The sequence below is a fragment of the Clostridium sp. genome (assembly GCF_021443865.1).
Taxonomy (GTDB): Bacteria; Bacillota; Clostridia; order Clostridiales; family Clostridiaceae; genus Clostridium.
Genome location: NZ_JABUTB010000051.1, coordinates 1 through 22728, shown reverse-complemented (window position 1 = coordinate 22728; position 22728 = coordinate 1). Strand labels below are relative to the sequence as shown.

Genomic DNA, 22728 nt, shown 5'->3' with positions numbered 1-22728 from the left:
AATATGAAAAATATAAAAAAAATTTTAGCAACTATTTTATTAGTATTATTGACATTTACATGGGATATATATTCAGTTAAAGCTGTTACTGATGATAATATTGACAATGATAATGAGTCCATTGATATACTAGAAGAAGATTCTATAGATATATCTTTAGATGATGTCAATATTAATTCTCCTTTAAAGGTATCTGCTAGAAATGCTATTGCAATAGACGCTGAAACTAATGAAGTATTATGGAATCAAAATGGATATGAAATAGTACCAATGGCAAGTACTACTAAAATTTTAACTGCCCTTATAGCAATAAATTATGGTAATTTAGAAAGAAAAGTAACCATAAGTAAAAATGCTTCATCTATTAGGGGCTCAACAGTAGGATATGCAGCAGGTGAAGAAATAACTATGAGAGAATTATTATTTGGATTGATGTTTAGATCTGGTAATGATGCTGCTATAGCTATTGCAGAAGATATTGGAGGATCAATAGAGGGATTTTCTAATATTATGAACGATTTTGCTAAAAGTGTAGGAATAATAGATTCACATTTTGAATCTCCACATGGACTAGATAGTCCAAAACATTATTCTTCCGCATATGATTTAGCAATTTTAACATCAAAAGCAATGGAATATGATATTTTTAGGGAATGTGTTGGAGAAAAGGTAATGTATAAGGATAAGTATAATTTCACTAGAGATTATCAAAACATTAATAAGATATTATATAAAATACCAGGTGCAAATGGTGTAAAGACTGGATATACAGGTGGTGCTGGCAAGTGTTTAGTTTCATCAATAAATCATAATGGTAAAAATATAATAATAGTTGTATTAAACTGTGTTGATAGATGGAATGTAACAGAAAAAATATATAATTATGTTGTAAAGAGTAATGAGTTTATCAATAAAAATAATAAAAAAATATTAGAGGAAGAAAAAGTTGCAGGCCTAGGTAAAATCATAAATGAAGAGGATTTAACTTATGGTTATAAAGAAAGTGATGTTATAGAAGTAGAAGTTTTTAAACCCATAATAGATATAGAAGAAGGGAATATAATTGGGAAGATATCTATTAAAGAGAAACTATATGAAAAAAGCAAATTTCCTTTAATAAGTAACATAAATATAAGTAAAGAAGAATTAGAAAAAATAATACTTGGTGAAAAGTAGAGGTATTTCAATGCCTCTACTTTTTATTATTAAGATTGTAACAAAATAAATTATAATAAATAATCTAATATTGTATAAGAAATCTTTGGAGAGATATAAAATAATGAGGGAAATTGTAGAATGTATTGATTCAGGCACAGAATTTTGTCCGTGTAAGTTAGCTGAAGCAGGTGAATGTATAGTTTGTTCACAATTGCAGGGAAGTTGTTTTTGTGATTGTCTAAACTGGAAGGGGGTTTGTATATATCACGAATTTATTAATAATGATTCTAAAGCTAAAGATGGAAGGAAAACATATAATTGTTTAGTTAAAGAAACAGAACTTTACGAAAAAGATGTATTATTAATTAAGTTTGAAGTCCCTCACAAGTTAGCTATAGATTTAGTAAAAGCAGGTAGCTTTATATTCATTAGACCAGATGAAAATAATGTGTATTTTGATGTTCCTATATCTATATTAGAGTCAGATATAGAAAAAAATATTGTATCTATAATGATAGAAATTAGAGGAATAAAAACAAAAAATTTATTAAATATAAAGGAAGGCAGCATATTAACTATAAGAGGACCTTATTGGAATGGAGTATTTGGCTTAAAAAATTTAAAAACTCAAATAAATAATAACGTATTAGTACTAGCAAGAGGAATAGGAATGGCTCCAATGATTCCTGTAATTAGGAATTTACATCAAAATAATAATAAAATAACATTAATCCTAGATAAATCACCTTATAAAGATAATTATGTAAAAGAGTATTTGAAAGATTATGATGTTGAAATCATTAATGAGGTTCTAATAGATAAAGGGGACATTAGTGATGAAGGGAAAGTATTAATTAAAAATCTATTGTCTGAAAAGAATATTGAATATATTCATATTGCAGGGGCAGACATACTAAGTGTAAAACTAATAGATTATTTAAATAGTATAAATAGAGAAGATATAAAGCTTTCATGCTGTAACAATATAAAAATGTGTTGTGGGGAAGGAATATGTGGAAGCTGTACTGCTAGATTTTCAGGACATAGGGTAAAAAGATTTTGTAAAGTTCAAACAGATCCAAGAAAGGTATTTGAAGGGAGAAGATTTATATGACAAAGGTTATTATTGTTGGGGGAGGATGGGCTGGCTGTGCATCTGCTATAACAGCAAAGAAAGCAGGAGCAGAAGTTCATTTATATGAAAAAACTGATTTATTATTAGGGCTTGGAAATGTTGGAGGCATAATGAGAAATAACGGAAGATGGATAGCCTCTGAAGAATTAATAAATCTTGGTGCTGGAGATTTAATAGATATTGTTGATAATACTGCAAGACATAAAGATATAGAATTCCCAGGTCATAAGCATGCTACATTATATGATGTGAATTTAATTGAAGGTAAGATAAGTAAGTATTTAGAAAATATGGGTATTAATATTCATATAGAAAGCAGAGTTACTGATGTTAAGTTGGAAGATAAAAAAATTAAGGGAATTTATCTTAGTGATGGTAGTTATGAAGAGGGAGATGTATTTATTGAAACTACTGGAACCACAGGACCAATGGGGAACTGTTTAAGATATGGAAATGGTTGTTCAATGTGTATTTTAAGATGTCCAGCATTTGGACCAAGGCTTAGTATAAGTGAAAGATGTGGAGTATCAGATATACAAGGAGAAAGGGATCAGGATTCATTAGGAGCAATTTCTGGCTCATGTAAGTTAGCTAAGGAAAGTTTATCAAAAGACATTGTGGAACAATTAGATAGCACAGGCTGTGTTATATTAGAAGTTCCTGCAGAAGATATTAACTATGATAAGCTTAATGCTAAGGTATGCCAACAATATGCTTTAAAGGAATTTGCAGAGAATATAATTTTATTAGATACTGGACATGCAAAGCTTATGACTACCTACTATCCATTAAAGAAACTAAGAAAAATTAAAGGTCTTGAAAATGCAAAATATGTTGATCCATATGCGGGAAGTAAAGGGAATTCTATAAGATATTTATCAGTGGCTCCAAGAACTAATGATTTAAAGGTAAAGGGAGTAGATAACCTATTTTGTGCAGGAGAAAAATCAGGATTATTCGTCGGTCATACAGAAGCAATAGTTACTGGCTCATTAGCAGGACATAATGCTGTAAGATTAGCTATGGGTATACCACTTTTAATATTACCTTCATCAATTGCAATTGGAGATATAATTTCTTATGCAAATGAAAAAGCTGAAACTAGAGAAGGTAGAAAAAATAGATATACCTTTGCAGGTGCAGAATATTTTAAAAGAATGAAGGATTTTGGTTTATATATTACAGATAAAGAAGAAATAAAGAAGAGAATTAGTAAAGTTAATTTAGATAACGTATTTAATCAAAAATTAGTATAAATAATTAAGCATCTAGTTTGAAACTAGGTGCTTTTTATATACTATAGCAACGTAATACTTAAATAAAATACTCGTAAATAAGTATTAATCAAAAAAAGATAAGTATTATTTAAAAAATTATATAAATAAAATGAATTTTAGATTATTAAATATAAATAGTATGAATAATTTTTTCGTTTTACATATTAATACAAATTAACTGTAATTAAGTAATGTATAATAAATATGTTAAATATACATATACAAAAATTATCTAAACATAAATATATATTATTTAATAAAAATTAAAGGGGTTTTTTTATGGAGACTAACTTAGGTATATCCTTAGAAAAGTTATTGGAACTAGAGATATTAAAGAACTCTAATGTACTTGCTGGAAACGGAGGATTAAAAAATAAAATAACTAAAGTAAATGTTATGGAGGTACCTGATATTATTGAGTGGGTTAGCCCCGGTGAACTTTTAATTACTACTGCTTATTCCATTAGAGATAATGTACAAATATTGGAAGAAATAATTCCAAAATTTAAGGAAAAAGGTGTTTCTGGCTTAGGTATTAAGGTTGGGAGATACGTAAAAGAACTACCAGAAAATATTGTTAAATTAGCAAATGAAATTAACTTTCCAATTTTAGAAGTTCCTCTTAATATATCTCATACAGATATAATTTCAGCTATATTGACTCAAGTTATAAGTGAACAAGCTAGACTTTTAATAGAAATTGAAAGATATAATAAAGAAGCTCTAGAGATTATAATAAAAGGTGGAAACCTAAAGGATATAGCAAAAAAATTATATAATAATATTGGAAATACATTAGCTATATATGAAAACATAGACGATAGACTTGAAGTAATTTGTAGAAATGAAATAAATAAAAGTGAAATTGAAAATATAATATACAAATTTATTAGCAGTCAAAACTACTGTAAAAGACACTATTACGAAGATATAGATAAATTAAATGGACTTGATATAAAAAGGATAACTATACCTATAACTATAAATAATATTGAATATGGTAATGTATTTATATGGATTGATAATAGTGATATAAGTAATTTACATCAAATGATTATTGAATTGTATATAAATATTATAATGTTAGAATTTGCAAAAAAGATTTCTATATATAATATGGAGAGTAATTATAAATTAGAATTTTTTGATGATTTACTAAGCCAAAGCCCAATTAGATTGAAAAGAGCTATTGAAAAAGCAAAAAATTATAAATTTAATATTGATAATAGGTATTGTGTTATAGAGATACTTTTAAGAGCATGGAATGAAGAAAACTTAGAGAACTATCAGAAAGATATTAATAATTTAGTGTTTATTATAAATAGAGTTATTAAGTCATATAAAAGCAATATATTATATGTAGAAAGAGGAGATAGGATTATAATTTTATATGGAAATCCTAAAAGTTATGATCCAGTTAGGATTAAAGAAGATACATTGAGTTTATGCAAAAAGATTTATGCAGAAGCATCAAAGAAAATTACTTCAATGGAAATAATAGTAGGGATAGGAAGAAGCTATTTAGATTTATCACAATTATATAAAAGTCAAGAACAAGCAAAGCTTATTGTTGAGCATTTAAGTAAAGGTACTACTGAATCAATAATTCATTATGATAATTTAGGTATATATAGACTCTTAGCTCATGATGAAATAAAAGGAGAACTTATTGACTTTTGTAAAGATACAATTATGCCACTTATAGAGCATGATAAGCTATATAATTCAGAACTAGTAAAAACATTAAAGCAGTATTTTAAATTTAATGGAAATATGAAGAAAATATCAGAAAATATGTATATGCATTACAATACTATAGTTTATAGAATTAACAAAATAAATGAAATTACAGGATTAGATATAGAAGAAAGTGATAATAGCTTAAATCTACAAATAGCTTTAAAAATATTAGATATAATAGAATAATTTTAATAGTGCCTAGAGGTCAATAAAGAGATTGACTTTTAGGCGTTTTTTTTATTTTGGTAAATGTTTACAAAGAGAATCTATAATCTTTATAAACATTACACAAAGGCTTTCTAATATAATTATAGAATTTTATAAATATAATAAAGTATAAAAACAAAATTATAAAGGGATGAAAAATATGAAGGCATTATTTATAAGTAAGGATTTGTTAGAAGAAATTGAACTTAATACGACAATAATAGCCAAGATTCATTCAATATATAATAATGCATGTAACTTAGAATATAAAGATAACTTAATTACAATCTTAACTAAAGAAAAAATAATATCTCCTATGAGTATAGTAATTGATAATAAAGAAAATTTTGATTTTACAAGGATAGATAGAAATAAAAAATTTGTATTTACAGATGAGTTAGTATTTTGTAGTGATTTAACTTTCAATATTGATTTAAGAATGTGCAAAATATATGATTCAAAGATTGAAAGACTATTTAAATATACTGAAGAAGAAGCACTTTTAAATAATTTAAGTAAGATGAAAGTTGATTTATTTAAATATGGGAAGTTAGATTTTTTTAGTCCATTTCTAGAGGATATTGAAAAACATATTGAAAATAATTTAAATAAAATTTATTTAGAAGATTCTTATAAAAATATGGATATAGATAACAATAAAAGTTATTTATTTATAAAAGATAGGTTCCTAGAATTCTTAAATGCAATTATGAATTATGACATCAATAATATACAAAAGTATGGAGAAAAAATTATTGGTTTTGGTTTTGGATTAACACCATCAATTGATGACTTCATAAGCGGAGTTATGATATCAACTATATATTTATCGTATTATTATAACTTAGATATTAAAAAAATATATGAGTTTAATAATAAATTAATAGAAAAATCAATTAATAAAACTACAAAAGTAAGTAGTGAAATGCTTAAACATTCAGCAAAGGGATCAATAAATATTGGAATAAAGCAACTAATGACTACATTATTAACAGAAGAGGATAATGAAAGATTAACAAATGATTTAAAACAGGTTATTTCCTTTGGAGAAACATCAGGAAGTGATATAGCCTTTGGATTATATATTGGCGCTAGTATTATCACTGATATTAGATATAGGAGGAATTGGAAATGAAATTATGTGTAGATATTAGAAAAAATGTATATTATGATTCAGTAGCTTTAATGATTATTACAAAAGAAGTTAAAAAAATGGATGCTGTTAAAGAAGTAATTGTTGGAATGGCCACAGATTTAAATAAAGAATTAGCAGAAAATTTAAATCTCTCTAATGATGAAATAAGATTATTAACACCAAATGATTTCTTTATATCAGCATATTCAGAAGACCATGATGCTTTAGAAAGAATAATAAATAGAGTAAATGAATTACTTAATTTTAAACAAAAAGAAGAAGAAACAGAAGTAGAAGTTAAAACTTTAATAGCAGCTATAAATCATATGAAGGATGCTAATATGGCAGTAATATCTCTACCAGGAAAATATGCAGCCTATGAAGCAAAGAAAGCTTTAAGTAAGGGACTAAATGTAATGCTATTTAGTGATAATGTAACCATAGAAGAAGAAATTGAATTAAAGAACATTGGAAGAGAAAAAGGACTTTTGGTTATGGGACCTGATTGTGGAACTGCAATAATTAATGGAATTCCTTTATGTTTTGCAAATGTAGTTAGAAGAGGGAATATAGGAATTGTTGGAGCATCAGGAACAGGAACTCAAGAAGTAACAGTGCTTATTGATAAGCTAGGAGTAGGTCTATCTCAAGTAATAGGTACTGGTGGTAGAGATCTAAAAAGTGAAGTAGGAGGAATAATGATGATTGAAGGCTTTAAATCACTTATAGATGATAATTCTACTGATGTAATCGTTTTGATATCTAAACCTCCTGCAAAAGAAGTTTCTGAAAAAATATTACAAATGGTTAAGACTACAGATAAACCAGTGGTAGTTAATTTTATTGGTGGAGATAAAAATCAGATAGAAAAGAGTGGAGCCTACCCATGTATTACCTTAGAAGATGCTGCTCATAAGGCTTATGCATTATCAAAAGGTATAGAACCAATTGATTATGAAGGATTTGAAATGTCAGATAAAAAGATAGATGAAATAGTAAAAAATGAAGTATCAAAATTACATCATTCACAAAAATATTTAAGAGCATTATATACTGGTGGAACATTAGCAGACGAAGCTATGAAACTATTAGGTAAGGATGGATTTTCTATATATTCTAATATTCCTTTATCCCCTGAGTTTAGGTTAGAAGATATTCACATTAGTATAAAAGATACTTGCTTAGACTTAGGTGATGATGACTTTACAGTTGGAAGGCCACACCCAATGATTGATCCAATAGGAAGAGTTGAAAGATTACAAATAGAAGCTTTAGATGAAGAAATTGCAGTTGTTCTTATGGATTTTGTTATAGGATATGGTTCCAATATGGATCCAGCAGGAGAAATGCTGCCATATATTATTGAAGCTAAAAAGAGAATGGAAAGTAAAAATAAATATTTATCAGTAATAGGATATATTTGTGGAACTGATAAAGACCCACAAAGTTACAGAGATCAAAAAGAAAAGCTAGAAGAAGCAGGTGTTATATTAATGCCTTCAAATGCACAAGCAATAAGACTTACTTCAAGAATTCTTAAAGAAATAAAAAAATAAGGAGGTGAAATAAATGTCTTTAATTAATAAGTTATTTGAAAATGATTTAAATATTGTAAATCTTGGTTTAGAAGCCTTTCATAAGGACTTAAAAGAACAAAAATTAAATTTGATACAAAGAAATAATAAAATAAAATNCCACCAAGTGAAACTAGTAAAAAATTAGATTTATTAGAAGATGAAGATATCAAAACCAAGATTGAAAATGCTAATAAAGAGGCTGTAGAAAAATTATTAGCAGCACAGCCTGTTATATTAGGAGTTGGAAAAGCAGGAGAAGATATACCAGGTATGACCAAAAAAACTATACTTCATGCAGGACCACCTATTACTTGGAATAGAATGAGTGAGCCTTTAAGAGGAGCAATTATAGGTGGACTTATATATGAAGGATTAGCATCTAATGAAGAAGAAGCAAGGAATTTAGCTTCTTCAGGAGAAATAATTTTTGATTCTTGTCACCATCACAATACAGTAGGTCCAATGGCTGGTGTAGTTACTTATTCAATGCCAGTGTGGAAGCTTCAAAATAAAGCCTTTGGGAATTATGCTTACTGTACATTTAATGAAGGATTAGGAAAAGTACTAAGATTTGGTGCTTTTAGTGATGAAGTTATTAAAAGACTTAAATGGATAGAAAACATTCTAGCTCCAGTAATTAAAGAGACTATGGAAATTAGAGGTCCTATAGATTTAAAAGGGATAATTGGGCAAATAGTTCAAATGGGAGATGAAGGACATAACAGGAATAAAGCTGGAACTTCATTAATATTTAGAGAACTAGCACCTTATATAGTTAAGGCAAGATTCTCTGATGAAATAAAATCAGATGTTTTATCATTTATTGATAAAAATGATCACTTTTTCTTAAATATTTCAATGCCTGCATGTAAATGTAGCTTAGACCCACTAGAAGATATACTATATAGTACCGTTGTTTATACTATGTCTAGAAATGGAACTGATTTTGGAATAAGAGTAAGTGGAACTTCTAAAGAGTGGTTTACAGCACCTTGTGAATTAGTTAAAGGACTTTATTTTCCAGGATTTGATGAAAAGGATGCAAATCCAGATATAGGAGATAGCTGTATTACAGAAACTGCAGGAATAGGTGGATTTGCAATGGCAACAGCACCTGCAATTGTTCAATTTGTAGGGGGAACACCTAAGGATGCTATTAATTATACAAATAATATGTATGAAATAACTCTTAGAGAAAACAATGCTTATAAACTACCAAATTTAAACTTTAAAGGTACTCCAACAGGGATTGATATGAGAAAAGTAATTGAGACATCAATTCTACCAGTAATAAATACAGGAATAGCTTGTAATAAGGCTGGAGTTGGACAAGTGGGAGCAGGTATAGTTCACCCACCTATAAAATGTTTTGAAGATGCATTAAATGCATTTATAAATAAATATATAAATAATGAACGGGGGATTTAAATGAATATTATTGATGCTTTTAGCAATGTAAAAATGTATGATTTAACTCAAAAACTTAGTCACTTAACACCACCATGGCCAACTTACGAGCCATTAGAAATTAAGTTCTTTAAAAGATTATCTTCAAATGGAGCAAATGGTCAAGTATTGACTCACTCTAATCATGTTGGTACACATTTAGATGGATCTCTTCACTTCTGTACCCATGGAAGAGATATTGCAAGTATTCCACTAGAAGAATTAGTTGGACCAGGAGTAGTTGTAGACCTTTCTGATATAGCAGAAGATTATGGGATTTATACATCAAAAGACATTATGGATAGAGCAGATGTTAGAAAAGGAGATATTCTTATAATAAATACAGGTTATCATAAATATGGATGGGATGAACCAGAGGCTGACGAAGAAAGAGTTATGGTAAGACATCCAGGGCCTACAAGAGAATTTGCTGATTGGTGTAAGGAAATGGAATTTAAATGGATAGGTGTTGACTGTGGTTCTGCGGATCATCCAATGAATACAAAGATTCGTGAATGGTGTCCAAAAGAAGCTAGAAAAGCAGATAAATTCTTAAAATCTAAATATGGAAAAGGCTTAGATGATTTCTTCCCAGAAGACGATTATCAATTTATGCACTATGATTTATTCCCAGTTGATATAATTCATGCTGAAAATCTTGGTGGAGATATAGATAAGGTTCTTGGAAGAAGATTAATAATTGGATGTTTCCCTTGGAGATTTGAAGGTGGAGAATCTTGTATATCTCGTATAGTTGCCTTTGATACTAAGTAAAAATAAAAAAATAATTTTGAGAGGATGTTAAGTTATGATAATAGATAAAATGGAACAAACTTTAAGGCCTGCTGAAAGTAATATGCCTGAATATCCAGCAAAATATATAACTCTAGCTACTGGAGAAAAGATGGTTATACGCCAAATAAAGAGAGAAGAAGTGCCACTAATATTAGAAGCTATAAAACCATTAATGGATGTAGAAAAAGATTTTTATGATATAGTTGCTTCAAGATTTTATTCTGAGTTATTAGGATATTATAGATATAGAGTAAAAGATGAGTATTGTTTAATAGGAACAATAGACGGAATAATTGTTGGTATAGTTAATGGCCGTATGATAGATGAAAAGTCTGGAATGTCTTACCATACAATGACTTTAAAACAAGGATTAAGAATAGGGGCTCAATTATTTGCAGCTAAGATGGAATATCATTTTGATTATTTAAATCAAGAAGAAGTTTGGATAGTAGCAGAAAGTCCAAATGGATTTAAGAGATGGATGATAGAATATGAATTAGAATCAAGACAAGAAGTATGGCATGAATTAGGTGGAGTTCCAACCTATGTTTTAACTAAAGCATTATGGGAAAAACACAAGAAATTTAAATGTACAGGAAGACGTCCAGTTAAAGAAGAATTACTTGAAACTTCATTAAACCCAATCCTTCCAGAAACTTATGCTCAAAAACCAGGATATAGAAGATGCGTGAAGTAGGTATAGTAGGCATCGGACACACTAAGTTTGGTAAATGGTCTGGAGGGACATTTATAGATATGCTTAGTAAAGCTGCAGTAGAAGCTTTAGATGATGCTGGTGTTAAAACTGGAGAAAATCATGGAATAGATCAAGTTTTTGTTGCATCCATGGGTGCAGGAATGGTAAATAGAGTAAGTGGTGTTGCATCTGCTTTAGTAGATACTTTAAATCTAAGACCTGCTATGGCTGATACCGTAGAAAATGGACCAGCTTCAGGTGGCTCAGCAATAAAGCTTGGTTATATGGCAATTGCTAGTGGTATGTGTGATGCAGTTTTAGTTGTTGGTGGAGAAATGATGAGAGTAATAAGTGGATGGGAAGGTACAGATTTTGTTGCAACTATGCTACACCCAGAAGCAGAATATAATTATGGACTAACTCTACCATCATTTGCAGGAATGTTTACTAAATTATGTATGGAGAAATATGGTATAACTGAAAAGGATTTATCAATTGTATCTGTTAAGAATCATGAACATGCGCTGCATAATCCAGTTGCACATATTCATGTAGTTCCAAGTTTATATGCTATTGCTGATGATGAAGATGCTGATGTAATAAATCCTTATGTTGCAGAACCATTAAGATTATATCATGTATGTCCAGTATCAGATGGAGCAGCAGCTGTACTTTTATGTGCTATGGATGTAGCAGATAGATTTAATAAAAAACCTGTTAAGATAGCAGGTATAGGTCAAGCTACAGATACACATGTAGTAGCTGAAAGAAAAGTTCCTACTGATTTATTAGCAGTAAGGCTTTCTGCAAAAAAAGCTTATGAAATGGCAGGACTTAAGCCAGAAGATGTAGACGTGGCAGAATTACATGATGCATTCCAAATTCTCGAAGTAGTTGAATCTGAAGAAGTAGGATTTTTTGAAAGAGGACAAGGACATATTGCAGCACGTAATGGAGAAACAAAAGTTGGAGGTAAAATTCCAATAAATACTTCTGGTGGATTAAAAGCAAAAGGGCATCCACTAGGAGCAACAGGAGTATCTCAAGTTGTTGAATTAGTAAAACAATTAAGAGGCGAAGCTACAGGAAGACAAGTGGAAGGTGCTAAAGTAGGACTTGCAGTTAACTTTGGTGGCTTTGGGAATAATGTAGTTTCAACAATATTAACAAAGGTGGAGGATTAGAAGATGAGTGAAAAGATGTATGCTTATAAATGTACAACTTGTGGAGAAATTCATCATCCAAAGCATTATGTATGTAGAAAATGTGATGCTAGAGAATTTGAAGAAGTTGAACTAGGGGGGGAAGTAACATTATTAACTTATACAAGAGTTTATAATCTTCCAGAAGGTTATATGAAGCCTTATTTAGCTTTTGGAATAGTCAAATTTGATAATGGATTAACTGCTACTGGACAAATTGATTCTGAAGACCTTGAAATAGGTATGAAATTAAATACAACAGTTGGAGTTATAAAAGAAACTGTTGGTAGGGATTGTTATGGTTTCATTTTTAAACCTATAGAATAGAATATATTAAGACGAAGCTTCTATTGTACTACAATATAAATAAAAGTTAGTATAATAGGAGCTTTTAAAAATTAAATGTAATGGAGGGATTAAATTGCAAGAACTTCAGTACTTGAGACCAGAAAGTATAAAAGAAGCCTTAGAACTCTTAGATGGCTATGGCAAGAACTTGAAAATATTGGCTGGTGGTACAGATCTTATTATTGCACTAAAGGATAGATTAATAAACTGTAATTATTTAATGGACATTAAGAATATACAAGAGTTACAAGAAATAAGATATACAGAAGATTCAGGATTAGAAATAGGTGCAGCAGTTTCTTTAAATGAAATAATAAATTCAGAGATTATTAATGAAAAGTATGGAATATTAATTCAGGCTGCTAAAACATTAGCTAATAGTTTACTTAGAAATAGAGCTACACTTTTAGGAAATATATGTAATGCATCTCCTGGAGGAGATATGCTAGGACCTTCTATTGTTCTTGAAGGGAAATTAGAGATTTTATCTAAAACTGGAGGAAGAATAGTACCTTTGAAAGATTTCTTTATAGGGGTTAAAAGAACAGTTTTAAAGGAAAATGAATTGGTTAGTAAAATTATTTTTTCACCTATTAAAGGAATTGGAAAGTATAGAAGAAAGTCAAGAATAAAAGGACATGATTTAGCACAAATTGGTGTTTCCATGTTTTTAAAAAATGATTCTGGGTTAAACGTTTCCATTACAGCAGCTGCACCTGTACCAGTTGTAATTGAAGATTTTAATAACTTAAGAAAAGATGAACTTAAAGATAATATTGAAATTATTGTTGAAAAAATAACAACGTCAATAAAACCAATAAGTGATCAAAGGGCAAGTAAAGAATTTAGAATTGAAATGGCAAGATATTTATCAAATCAGATATTAGAAGAGTTAAGTTTGGAGGGATAAAATGAAAGAAAAATTACATCTATATGTAAATGGAGAAGAAGTTTTTGTAGAAGTGGAACAAAATAAAACCTTACTTTGGTTATTAAGAGAAGCGTTAGAGTTAACAGGAACAAAAGAGGGATGTGGTGCTGGTGAATGTGGGGCTTGCACAGTTATTTTAAATGGAAAAGCTGTTAACTCATGTTTAGTTATGGCATTAGAGGCTGCTGAAGGAAGGGTAGAAACAATTGAAGGTGAAGCTAAAAATGGTAAACTTTCAAAACTTCAAGAATCATTTATTAAGAATAATGGCCTCCAATGTGGATTTTGCACACCTGGAATGATAATGTCTGCAAGAGCTTTATTAAATAGCAATCCTAAACCAAATAGAGAAGAAATAAAAGAAGCTATGCAAGGAAATCTTTGTAGATGTACAGGATATGAAGCTATTATAAAATCTGTAGAAGAAGCTATAAAAGAATAAAATAAGATTATTAAAATTTTTTATAAAGGAGGAATGACTTTGGATTATAATTACGTGGGCAAAGGAGTAACAAGATTAGATGGTATTGAAAAAGTTACTGGGCAAGCTTTATATGTTCATGATATTAAACTTCAAGGAATGTTATATGCTAAGATCAAAACAAGTCCATATGCACATGCATTAATAAAGAATATTGATATATCTAAAGCAAAATCATTACCAGGAGTAAAAGCTGTATTAACTGGAAAAGATGCTTATCAAAAGCTGGGAATATATATGATAGATAGACCAATTTTAGCATGTGATAAAGTAAGATATTATGGAGAAGCTGTAGTAGCTGTAGCAGCTATAGACATAGAAACAGCAGAAAAAGCTATAGATCTTATTGAAGTAATATATGAAGAACTTCCTGTGGTACAAGATGTTGAAGAGGCTTTAAAACCAGATTCACCATTAGTTCATGAAGATATATCTAGTAATAAATGGATGGAAAATGTATTTAGTCCTGTAATAGGAACAAATATAGCTAATCATTTTAAAATAAGAAAAGGAAATCTTGAAGAAGGATTTGAAGAAGCAGATTTAATTGTAGAAAATACATTTACTCAGCCACAAGTACTTCATGTTCCTATGGAAACTCATAATGTAATTGGAAAATGGTCAGTTGGAAATAAAATTAAAGTGTGGAGTAGTGCACAAGCTCCCTTTGCAATAAGAGATTTAATGAGTGTTGCTCTAGAAATTCCAAAGCAAAATATAGAAGTTATAGTTCCATTTGTAGGTGGTGGTTTTGGAGGAAAAGCAGGTATTCATTTAGAACCATTAGTAGTATTGCTTTCAAAAGCTGCAAATGGTAAGCCAGTTAAACTTTGTCCAACCAGAGAAGAAGAAACATCAACTCTTCCATGTAGACAAGGTTTAGTAGCAAAAATTAAAACTGGTGTAAAGAAAGATGGAAAGATAGTAGCAGAGAAAATAGAATATTTATGGGATGCAGGATCTTATGCAGATTATGGAGTAAATATTGGGAGAGCTTCTGGGTATTCAGCAGCTGGACCATATGAGATAGATAATATTAATGTAGACTCATATACAATTTATACTAATCATATTTTTGGTACAGCATATAGAGGATTTGGACATGCAGAGTACTTCTGGGCAGTGGAAAGACAAAGGGAATTAATTGCTAAGGCATTAAATATGGATTCATTTGAATTTAGAATGAAGAATTTACTAAAGCCTGGCTCTAAAACTATTACAGGTGAAATAATAACTGAGAATACAGGCAATGTTAGGGAATGCTTAAAATTAGTTAAAGATAGTATAGGCTTTGGAACTGAAAAGAGTGAAGAAGAAAAGGAAAATGAAAGAAAGACAGGAAAATATAAAGGAAGAGGAATAGCAGTTCTTCATAAAGCACCAGCAATGCCTTCTTGGTCAGCATCATCTGCATTAATTCAAATGAATGAAGATGGCTCAATAAAATTTAATGTTGGAGGTATTGATTACGGGCAAGGAACTTATACAGTTTTAGCTCAAATTATAGCAGAAAGACTTCATATTCCATTAGAAAAAATACATGTAGTTGATGAAACAAATACAGATACAGCTCCTTATGATTGGCAAACTGTAGCAAGTCGTATGACTGTTCTAGCAGGAAATGCCATTATAGAAGCCTGTGATGATTTAGTAAATCAGATATATGAAATAGGTGCAACTGTTCTTCATTCAGCTAAACATGAATTAGCCATAGGTGATGAATGTGTATATGTAAAACAGCATCCAGAAAATACACTTCCTTATAACAAGATAGCCATAGGATATGTTTATTCAAATGGTAATTCAATTGGAGGACCTTTAATAGGAAGAGGTAAGAGTATAGCTCAGGGATTAACTTTCTTAAATCAAGAAACAGGTGAAGGAAGACCAGCATTAGATTGGACATTTGGAGCTCATGGAATAGAGCTAGAAGTAGATAAAAATACTGGTGATATAGAAATATTAAAAATAGCATCTGCTTTTGATGTTGGACATGTTATGAATAAAATGCTTTTAGAAGGACAAGTGGTAGGGGGAATAATTCAAGGCCTTGGTACAGCTTTGAGTGAAGGAATGATTTATGATAAAAAAGGAAGATTATTAACAAGAAATTTTGTTGACTATAAGATCCCAACAATGCAAGATTTGCCGGGGAAAATAGAACTTCATTTTGTTGAAACACCACAACTTGATGGGCCATATGGAGCTAGAGGTTGTGCAGAACATCCTATGATATCTATTACTTCAGTTATAGGCAATGCAATAGCAGATGCTAATGGTGTAGAAATATATGAACTTCCTTTTACTGCAGATAAAGTTTATAGGGCATTAAATAAAAGGTAAAAAATTTAAAAAATATATATAAGGAGAGTGAATTAATGAGACGTACTATTGGTGTAGACGAAAAATTACCTTTACTTCAAACATTGCCATTAAGCTTTCAACATTTAACAGCTATGTTTGGTGCTACTATTCTTGTTCCGATTCTTTTTGGAGTAGATCCAGCCATAGCATTACTTATGAATGGTATAGGAACGATTTTATACTCCTACATTACAAAAGGTAAAATTCCAATGTATCTTGGATCAAGTTTTGCATTTATTTCTCCAGTATTACTAGTAATTAAAGAGTATGGTGACTATTCATACGCTCAAAGTGGATTTATTTTTCTAGGAATACTATACCTTATCCTTTCTCGTATAATTAAATCTGTTGGTACTAGATGGCTAGATATAGCACTACCACCACCTGTTGTAGGTGCAGTTATTGCAACTATAGGTATTGAACTTGGACCTGTTGCAGCAGAACAAGCTGGTTTACTTGGGGGAGCAAGCACAGATGTAATTATTGTAGCAATGTTTACTTTAGGAGTAGCAATTCTCGGTTCTTTATTATTTAGAGGATTTATACAAGTAATACCTATTCTTATAGCTGTTATTGCTGGATATATTTTTTCCTGCTTTATGGGTATGGTTGATTTTTCAGTTATAGCAAATGCCCTTTGGTTTAAGTTTCCTACATTTACTGCACCAAAACTTGATTTTAATGCAATGTTAATTATAGCCCCTGCATGTTTAGTTGTTATAGCTGAGCATATAGGAGACCTAATGGTAACTGGAAATGTTATAGGTAAAAACGTTATTAAGGATCCAGGATTGCATAGATCCTTCTTAGCAGAAGGTATTAGTAATCTTATGTCTGGATGTGTTGGATCACCTCCAAATACTAGTTATGGTGAAAATATTGGGGTTATGGCTATAACAAAAGTATTTTCAGTATGGGTTATTAGAGGTGCTGCTATACTTGCAATTCTATTCTCTATTATTGGAAAGGTATCAGTTGTTATAACAACTATTCCTTCAGCAGTAATGGGTGGAATGACATTATTCCTATATGGTGTAATTATTATATCTGGTATAAGAATGCTAGTTGAACAACAAGTTGATTATGCTAAGAACTATAATTTAGTGTTAGGTGCTATTACATTTTTAGTAGGAACTTGTGGTGCTACAATTAAAGTTGGAGCAGTAAGTGTTAGTGGAATGGTACTTGCAGCCTTAGTTGGAATGATTTTATCACTTACAATTTATGCCTTCAGTAAAATTGGAATATTAAATGAGGAATATAAAATTAAGTATAGGGATGAAATAGATCAAAGTCATAAGATTGAAGATAGTGAAAATATTAATAAATAGTTAATGGAGGCAGTAAAGGATTTTTCTAATTTAAATTCTGATGCTGTCTTTTTAATTTATTAAAATATAAAAGAACTTATATATTTTTTATCTTAAATAATATACTCGTAAATAAGTATAAAACAAATATAAAGTGGAGAATTTATGAAATAAATGTTAAAATATAAGTATAATTACTAACAAAGGAGGATTTATAATGGACATAGATTTAATGATATTATTTAATGGTTTAATAAGAAACTATGTCAATTTAGGGTTAAGTATAGGGAGCAAAAGTACAGATATAATAAATCAAGAAAATAGATATTTTATTACATTAGGAAAATTATTAGGATATTTTGTTTCAAGCAAAAAGAGTGATGATGGAAACAATGAAATAGATTGGAAGGAATATGAGTTTAATACTATCAGTACTTCTTCAACAAAATTAAATATAATAAGGGAAACAGACTTAACTAAGGATTTATCAGCAATACATAATCTAATACATAATGTTAATCTAAGACCTAACATTAGATATATGCTTATATTAGAGGTTTCATCATTTAATAGAATTGATTTTTTAAATAATATTGTTAGTACCTCCTTAAAGTCTGTTAAGTATGAAGTATTAATAATATATAATGTAAGAGATGTAATTAAAAATATTTTTCACTATAATGCATATTTATTTAAGGATAGTGACACTATTAAGAATAAGATAGGAATTTCATCAGCCGATGAAGAGGGAAATTTAAGGGCTATCTTTAAAGTATAATTATTTAAAGGTGATATATATGGATATTAAAAAAAGTAGAATTTATGAACTCTGGGATATTGATCATAGTAGAGTAGTTAGGTATAAGCAAATTATAAAGAATAATACTTTAAATGAATCACTAGAAATTGAAGGTGATAGTTTGAATGAACTTATAAAAGAAGTGAGAATGCAACTTAATAAATGGAATAACTTATCATAAGGAGAGTGTAATGAATTTAGAATCAGTTAATAATATAAATTTTAAAAATATTATAAATATCAGATTTAATAATATTCTAGATGGTTTTGATAATTATAAATATATAGAATTATCACCAATTAATAGACATATTAATTATGAAGATGATTTTATAAAGGCTTTTGAAGAATTTTATAATATGAATGATGGAAATTTGATTATAGATTTTTATAAAAATAGGTTGAATTATGAGAGTATCAGTTTCATAAAAGATAACTTGAATATTGAAGATAATATATTATTTGAAGAAGTTATTAATGAAGTAAATGATAAGGATATATATTATAAGGTTAATAACAAAAACTATATTAAGTTATTTACAAGATTATGTACAAGAGAGTTATTCTTTATTACATTTTATTTTTATAAATATGAAGCCACAATATGGGGAAACTATAATTTAAAATTTCCTTTATTCTATAATGATATTGAAGGCATTGATGAATACATTAAAATGGCCCAAATAAATAAGTTATATTAAATAATAACATAAATATACCGATAATAACATAAACATAGTTATTATTAGTTGTAGGTGGATTTATGTATAAAATAAAAGGTGTTTTTAATAAGTTAAATAAAGAAAATACTAGTGATGAAAAAGAGAGCAATGAAGATTTAATTTGTTTTGTTTGTAACAGTGTAATAAAATATGGACAAGTATATATAAGTGATGAAGAATTAAATATTTATTGCTCTGAAAAGTGTTATTTAAAACAATTAAACTCAAAATATTATTAAAAAATGGTACATAGAAGTATGTACCATTTTTACATTGTAATTTTAGTTTTATCTTCTTCCAAATTGTTAAATAAATATATAGTTGATAATCTTAATTTGCCATTTTCTAATATTCTTAAAAACCATTGTATATTAGAATTAATAGATGATGAGATAATAGAATTCTCTTTACTATTAAAAGGCTTTAAACGAGGATAAATAGTAGTAGAATAATCATAATTTTCTAAAGCTACTATTATACTATATTCGTAATTTGTACATAAATCATTTAAACTTTTTAAGTTTATGACTAAAGAATTATCCTCTATTTTAGAAGCACACCTAAGAACTTCACGTGTCTTTATATTTTTTAAAAATACAGAAACAAATTTATAGCTGCTTAAATTAATATTTTCAAATTTAAGGGTTAAACAGCAATCTTTTAATGAATAAAAATTTATTGATTTTTCAATTGAATTAAAATAAAAATGGTTTATTTCGTAATCTTCAATATTAAATTGTTTTTTCATAGCTCCTCCTTGGAAAATAATATATAAACTATAATATTTTTATTGCTATGAAAAGATGATAATATTAAAAAATTTATTTTAACATATTAATCATAGTATCTAAAGTAGCTTTTGTTTTATTTAAATTGTTAATATAGTCAGCAATATGATTTTTATAATATTCTATACCACTATCAGTAATAGAATATATTTTTTTACTTCTTTTATTTAAAAATTCATCTCCAGTCCAAGTACTTGTAACATAGCCTTTTACTTCAAGATCGTACAGAGTTTCATATATTGTGCTAGAAGATACTGGAAATGGTAAAGATGTAGAAGAAAATTTATTTCTAAATTCTTCAAGTACTTTGTTTCCGAAAATAGTATTTCCTTTAGCCAATTCTTTTAGTATATAAAAACTATATAGCATTTTAGTATTTACAACATTTCTAGGGGCAACTAATCTATTTCTTTTTTCCATATAAATACCTCCTTATAAAAGTATATTAACATAAAGAAACAGTTTTTACAATTAAATAAAATATTCTTAAATAATATACTTGTAAATGATGAAAAAATTAATAAAAATAATAAAAGTACCAAAATAAAAACAAAGGAATAGTATATAGTAAACAAAAGAGTAGGAGTTGATAAACATGTCAAAAAGAAGCAGATGTTGCTGTAGTAACAATTGTAGAGGCTGCGGTGGTGGATTCAACAATTGCGGATGTGGCGGATTTAATAATTGCGGTGGCTGTGGATTTAATAACTGTGGCTGCGGTGGATTTGGTGGTGGCTTTGGTGGCTGCGGTGGATTCGGTGGCGGTTGTGGATTTCCATTATTATGGTTATTGTTACTAGGTGGATGTTGGTAATAATGTAATAAAAGGATGCATTAATTTGCATCCTTTTATCTTATGTAATTAATAGTATATAATAAAGTAAAGATAAAAAGAATGTGTTAAAATATATTAGAGGTGAAAATATGCTCGATAAGAAATGTTTTTGTGAAAAGTGTAAAAAAATTCAACCTATAATTATTAGAAGAAAAAAAGAAACTAAGGATTTTAATATAGGCAAAGTAACTTATAATAAGTTATACGGAACTTGTGTTGTATGTGAAGAAGAAGTATATTCTTTTGAATTATCAAAAAAGAATAAATTAGAATTAGAGAAAAAGATAAAGGAATTAGAAGATGAATTAACAATATTAAAAATAATTGAAGACAGTAATTCAGGTCTTTTGGAAATACAAGAAAGTGATAAAGAATTAATTAAAGAACTTGAGAATATTCTTACAAATAAAAATAAAGGAAAATAATTAGTTATTAAACTTCTATAAATTTAATATAATATGTGTATAGCATGTATTCCTAGGAGGAAATTATGTTGGATTTACTTGTTTATTTAGATGAGTTATTAATTAAAAATTTAAACTCAGTAGCATTAAATGGGTATATTGATATAAGAACATATAGAAGAATTAGAGATAGAACAATAGGAGGAAATGCTAGAATAAGTGATAGAAGTTCAAATGCATTAGATTATAAAAATCAAAAGGATAAAATATCTGGATATAAAAGTAGGCATAATATATGTGAAGAACATTTTCAAGATGGTTCAGAAAGATCTTTAGGACTAGAAGGCAGAGATTTTGATAGAAATGAGCAAGAAATAAAGAAGATAACTACAGTATTTACTCTTCATAATGACTTAATAACTAACATGTACAAAAATAAAAACGTTATAAATGCTATAAACTTTAAATCAGTAGAAGACCATAATATAAAGGTTGGAGATTATATCGAAATAACTGGGTGTGTTCAAGAAGTTTCTATTCCATTATATATAGATACATTAATAGAAAGTTTAAGTTGTTATGGAGTTGATTTTTTAAATGCATATCTTGATAAAGAAAAAGATATTGCCAAAGTTTTAGATTTTGGAATTATTACTAGGCTATTAGAAGGTTTAAAAAATAAAATCACTAAAAATGGAACTACTGATTTGGTTTTAAAGAATTCTGATACCTCTATAGTTCTAGCAATTAATGAAAATAATTTTGTTAATAATGGATATAATACTTTTGATTTTATTCAATGTTCTTGCAAAATATTTGGTAAAGTCATGATGATTAAAGAGGATGATGATAAATGTATCAGTTTATTAAGAAAGTCCTCCCAAGAAGAGTATTATGAAAAAGTTTTACAATCAATTGAACCATACTTAAACATACTTAGATCTAAAAATATAATTTTACCCAAAAGACCTAAATGTAATATAACGGGTAAAATGATAATGATTTTACCTATAAGCATATGTATATAAAATTATATATGCTTATTATTTTTATAGAAACACTAGTACATTTGTTGTATAATAATTACTTATGAAGGAAGTTTAAAATATAGAAAAGGGGCAGATATATGAAAGTAGGATTTGATCATAAAAAGTATTTAGAAGAACAATCTAAATATATTTTAGAAAGAGTAAATAATTATGATAAGTTATATTTAGAGTTTGGTGGAAAACTAATGTATGATCTACATGCAAAAAGAGTTTTACCAGGGTTTGATGAAAATGCTAAAATAAAACTACTTCAAAAATTAAAAGAAAAAGTTGAAGTTGTTATTTGTGTTTATGCTGGTGACATAGAAAGAAATTAAATAAGAGGGGA

The 22728-nt window shown here is 28.5% G+C and carries 24 protein-coding genes and 1 pseudogene; 23 read left to right on the top strand and 2 right to left on the bottom strand.

From position 1 onward, the window contains the following. The first annotated feature begins 3 nt into the window (after positions 1-3). The 19 genes from HUJ77_RS10030 to HUJ77_RS09935 all read left to right on the top strand — a co-directional run bounded on the left by HUJ77_RS10030 (position 4) and on the right by HUJ77_RS09935 (position 19563). Positions 4-1176 carry a D-alanyl-D-alanine carboxypeptidase family protein gene (locus HUJ77_RS10030; RefSeq protein ID WP_291708448.1) on the top strand — a complete coding sequence of 391 codons (1173 nt, stop codon included), beginning with the start codon at positions 4-6 and terminating at the stop codon, positions 1174-1176. Between the two features lie 100 nt (positions 1177-1276). After that, entirely contained in the window at positions 1277-2272 is a 996-nt protein-coding gene (locus tag HUJ77_RS10025) for a sulfide/dihydroorotate dehydrogenase-like FAD/NAD-binding protein (RefSeq protein WP_291708447.1), read from the top strand. Then, positions 2269-3549, top strand: a complete 1281-nt coding sequence (locus tag HUJ77_RS10020) for an FAD-dependent oxidoreductase (RefSeq protein WP_291708446.1) — start codon at positions 2269-2271, stop codon at positions 3547-3549. The genes HUJ77_RS10025 and HUJ77_RS10020 overlap by 4 nt, the downstream gene beginning before the upstream one ends. A gap of 300 nt (positions 3550-3849) precedes the next feature. Further along, on the top strand, positions 3850-5496 hold the full coding sequence (locus HUJ77_RS10015; protein WP_291708445.1) for a PucR family transcriptional regulator: 1647 nt from the start codon (positions 3850-3852) through the stop codon (positions 5494-5496). Between the two features lie 181 nt (positions 5497-5677). Next, the gene (locus HUJ77_RS10010) at positions 5678-6652 is read left to right on the top strand and encodes a DUF2877 domain-containing protein (RefSeq protein WP_291708444.1); all 975 of its coding nucleotides are present in this window, start codon (positions 5678-5680) and stop codon (positions 6650-6652) included. Further along, a complete protein-coding gene (fdrA, locus tag HUJ77_RS10005; protein ID WP_291708443.1) occupies positions 6649-8208 on the top strand; it encodes an acyl-CoA synthetase FdrA in 1560 nt (519 codons plus the stop codon). The genes HUJ77_RS10010 and fdrA overlap by 4 nt, the downstream gene beginning before the upstream one ends. Before the next feature lie 291 nt (positions 8209-8499). After that, positions 8500-9657: a DUF1116 domain-containing protein gene (locus tag HUJ77_RS09995; protein ID WP_291708441.1), complete on the top strand. Its 1158-nt coding sequence runs from the start codon at positions 8500-8502 to the stop codon at positions 9655-9657. Then, positions 9658-10449: a cyclase family protein gene (locus tag HUJ77_RS09990; RefSeq protein WP_291708440.1), complete on the top strand. Its 792-nt coding sequence runs from the start codon at positions 9658-9660 to the stop codon at positions 10447-10449. A 34-nt stretch (positions 10450-10483) separates the two neighbouring features. After that, complete coding sequence (locus HUJ77_RS09985; RefSeq protein WP_291708439.1) at positions 10484-11167, top strand: hypothetical protein; 684 nt, start codon at positions 10484-10486, stop codon at positions 11165-11167. Then, a complete protein-coding gene (locus HUJ77_RS09980; RefSeq protein WP_291708438.1) occupies positions 11155-12351 on the top strand; it encodes an acetyl-CoA acetyltransferase in 1197 nt (398 codons plus the stop codon). The genes HUJ77_RS09985 and HUJ77_RS09980 overlap by 13 nt, the downstream gene beginning before the upstream one ends. A gap of 3 nt (positions 12352-12354) precedes the next feature. Beyond that, complete coding sequence (locus tag HUJ77_RS09975) at positions 12355-12696, top strand: OB-fold domain-containing protein (protein ID WP_291708437.1); 342 nt, start codon at positions 12355-12357, stop codon at positions 12694-12696. A 94-nt stretch (positions 12697-12790) separates the two neighbouring features. Beyond that, positions 12791-13627 carry a xanthine dehydrogenase family protein subunit M gene (locus HUJ77_RS09970; protein WP_291708436.1) on the top strand — a complete coding sequence of 279 codons (837 nt, stop codon included), beginning with the start codon at positions 12791-12793 and terminating at the stop codon, positions 13625-13627. A gap of 1 nt (position 13628) precedes the next feature. Continuing rightward, complete coding sequence (locus tag HUJ77_RS09965) at positions 13629-14090, top strand: (2Fe-2S)-binding protein (protein WP_291708435.1); 462 nt, start codon at positions 13629-13631, stop codon at positions 14088-14090. A 39-nt stretch (positions 14091-14129) separates the two neighbouring features. Then, complete coding sequence (locus HUJ77_RS09960) at positions 14130-16472, top strand: xanthine dehydrogenase family protein molybdopterin-binding subunit (protein WP_291708434.1); 2343 nt, start codon at positions 14130-14132, stop codon at positions 16470-16472. Positions 16473-16507: 35 nt separating this feature from the next. Continuing rightward, positions 16508-17824: a uracil permease gene (gene uraA, locus HUJ77_RS09955; RefSeq protein ID WP_291708433.1), complete on the top strand. Its 1317-nt coding sequence runs from the start codon at positions 16508-16510 to the stop codon at positions 17822-17824. 196 nt (positions 17825-18020) lie between these two features. After that, a complete protein-coding gene (locus tag HUJ77_RS09950; RefSeq protein ID WP_291708432.1) occupies positions 18021-18581 on the top strand; it encodes a hypothetical protein in 561 nt (186 codons plus the stop codon). Positions 18582-18600: 19 nt separating this feature from the next. Then, complete coding sequence (locus tag HUJ77_RS09945) at positions 18601-18783, top strand: hypothetical protein (protein ID WP_291708431.1); 183 nt, start codon at positions 18601-18603, stop codon at positions 18781-18783. Between the two features lie 10 nt (positions 18784-18793). Further along, positions 18794-19303 carry a hypothetical protein gene (locus HUJ77_RS09940; RefSeq protein WP_291708430.1) on the top strand — a complete coding sequence of 170 codons (510 nt, stop codon included), beginning with the start codon at positions 18794-18796 and terminating at the stop codon, positions 19301-19303. A 62-nt stretch (positions 19304-19365) separates the two neighbouring features. Further along, positions 19366-19563, top strand: coding sequence for a hypothetical protein (locus HUJ77_RS09935; protein ID WP_291708429.1), 198 nt, complete (start codon positions 19366-19368; stop codon positions 19561-19563). A 29-nt stretch (positions 19564-19592) separates the two neighbouring features. Here HUJ77_RS09935 and HUJ77_RS09930 read toward each other — a convergent pair whose 3' ends face one another. Together HUJ77_RS09930 and HUJ77_RS09925 are read right to left on the bottom strand one after the other, a co-directional pair. Next, a complete protein-coding gene (locus HUJ77_RS09930; RefSeq protein ID WP_291708428.1) occupies positions 19593-20072 on the bottom strand; it encodes a hypothetical protein in 480 nt (159 codons plus the stop codon). A 73-nt stretch (positions 20073-20145) separates the two neighbouring features. Beyond that, complete coding sequence (locus tag HUJ77_RS09925; protein ID WP_291708427.1) at positions 20146-20532, bottom strand: PadR family transcriptional regulator; 387 nt, start codon at positions 20530-20532, stop codon at positions 20146-20148. A 175-nt stretch (positions 20533-20707) separates the two neighbouring features. On the opposite strand from HUJ77_RS09925, the gene HUJ77_RS09920 reads away from it, so the two are divergent. The 4 genes and pseudogenes from HUJ77_RS09920 to HUJ77_RS09905 form a co-directional block, all read left to right on the top strand. Further along, the gene (locus HUJ77_RS09920; protein ID WP_291708426.1) at positions 20708-20926 is read left to right on the top strand and encodes a hypothetical protein; all 219 of its coding nucleotides are present in this window, start codon (positions 20708-20710) and stop codon (positions 20924-20926) included. Positions 20927-21036: 110 nt separating this feature from the next. Then, a complete protein-coding gene (locus HUJ77_RS09915; RefSeq protein ID WP_291708425.1) occupies positions 21037-21372 on the top strand; it encodes a hypothetical protein in 336 nt (111 codons plus the stop codon). A 65-nt stretch (positions 21373-21437) separates the two neighbouring features. Beyond that, positions 21438-22379, top strand: coding sequence for a hypothetical protein (locus HUJ77_RS09910; RefSeq protein ID WP_291708424.1), 942 nt, complete (start codon positions 21438-21440; stop codon positions 22377-22379). A gap of 98 nt (positions 22380-22477) precedes the next feature. Further along, positions 22478-22714 (top strand): annotated as a pseudogene (locus tag HUJ77_RS09905) (DUF1846 domain-containing protein); the annotation flags it as partial. Positions 22715-22728 lie beyond the last annotated feature (14 nt).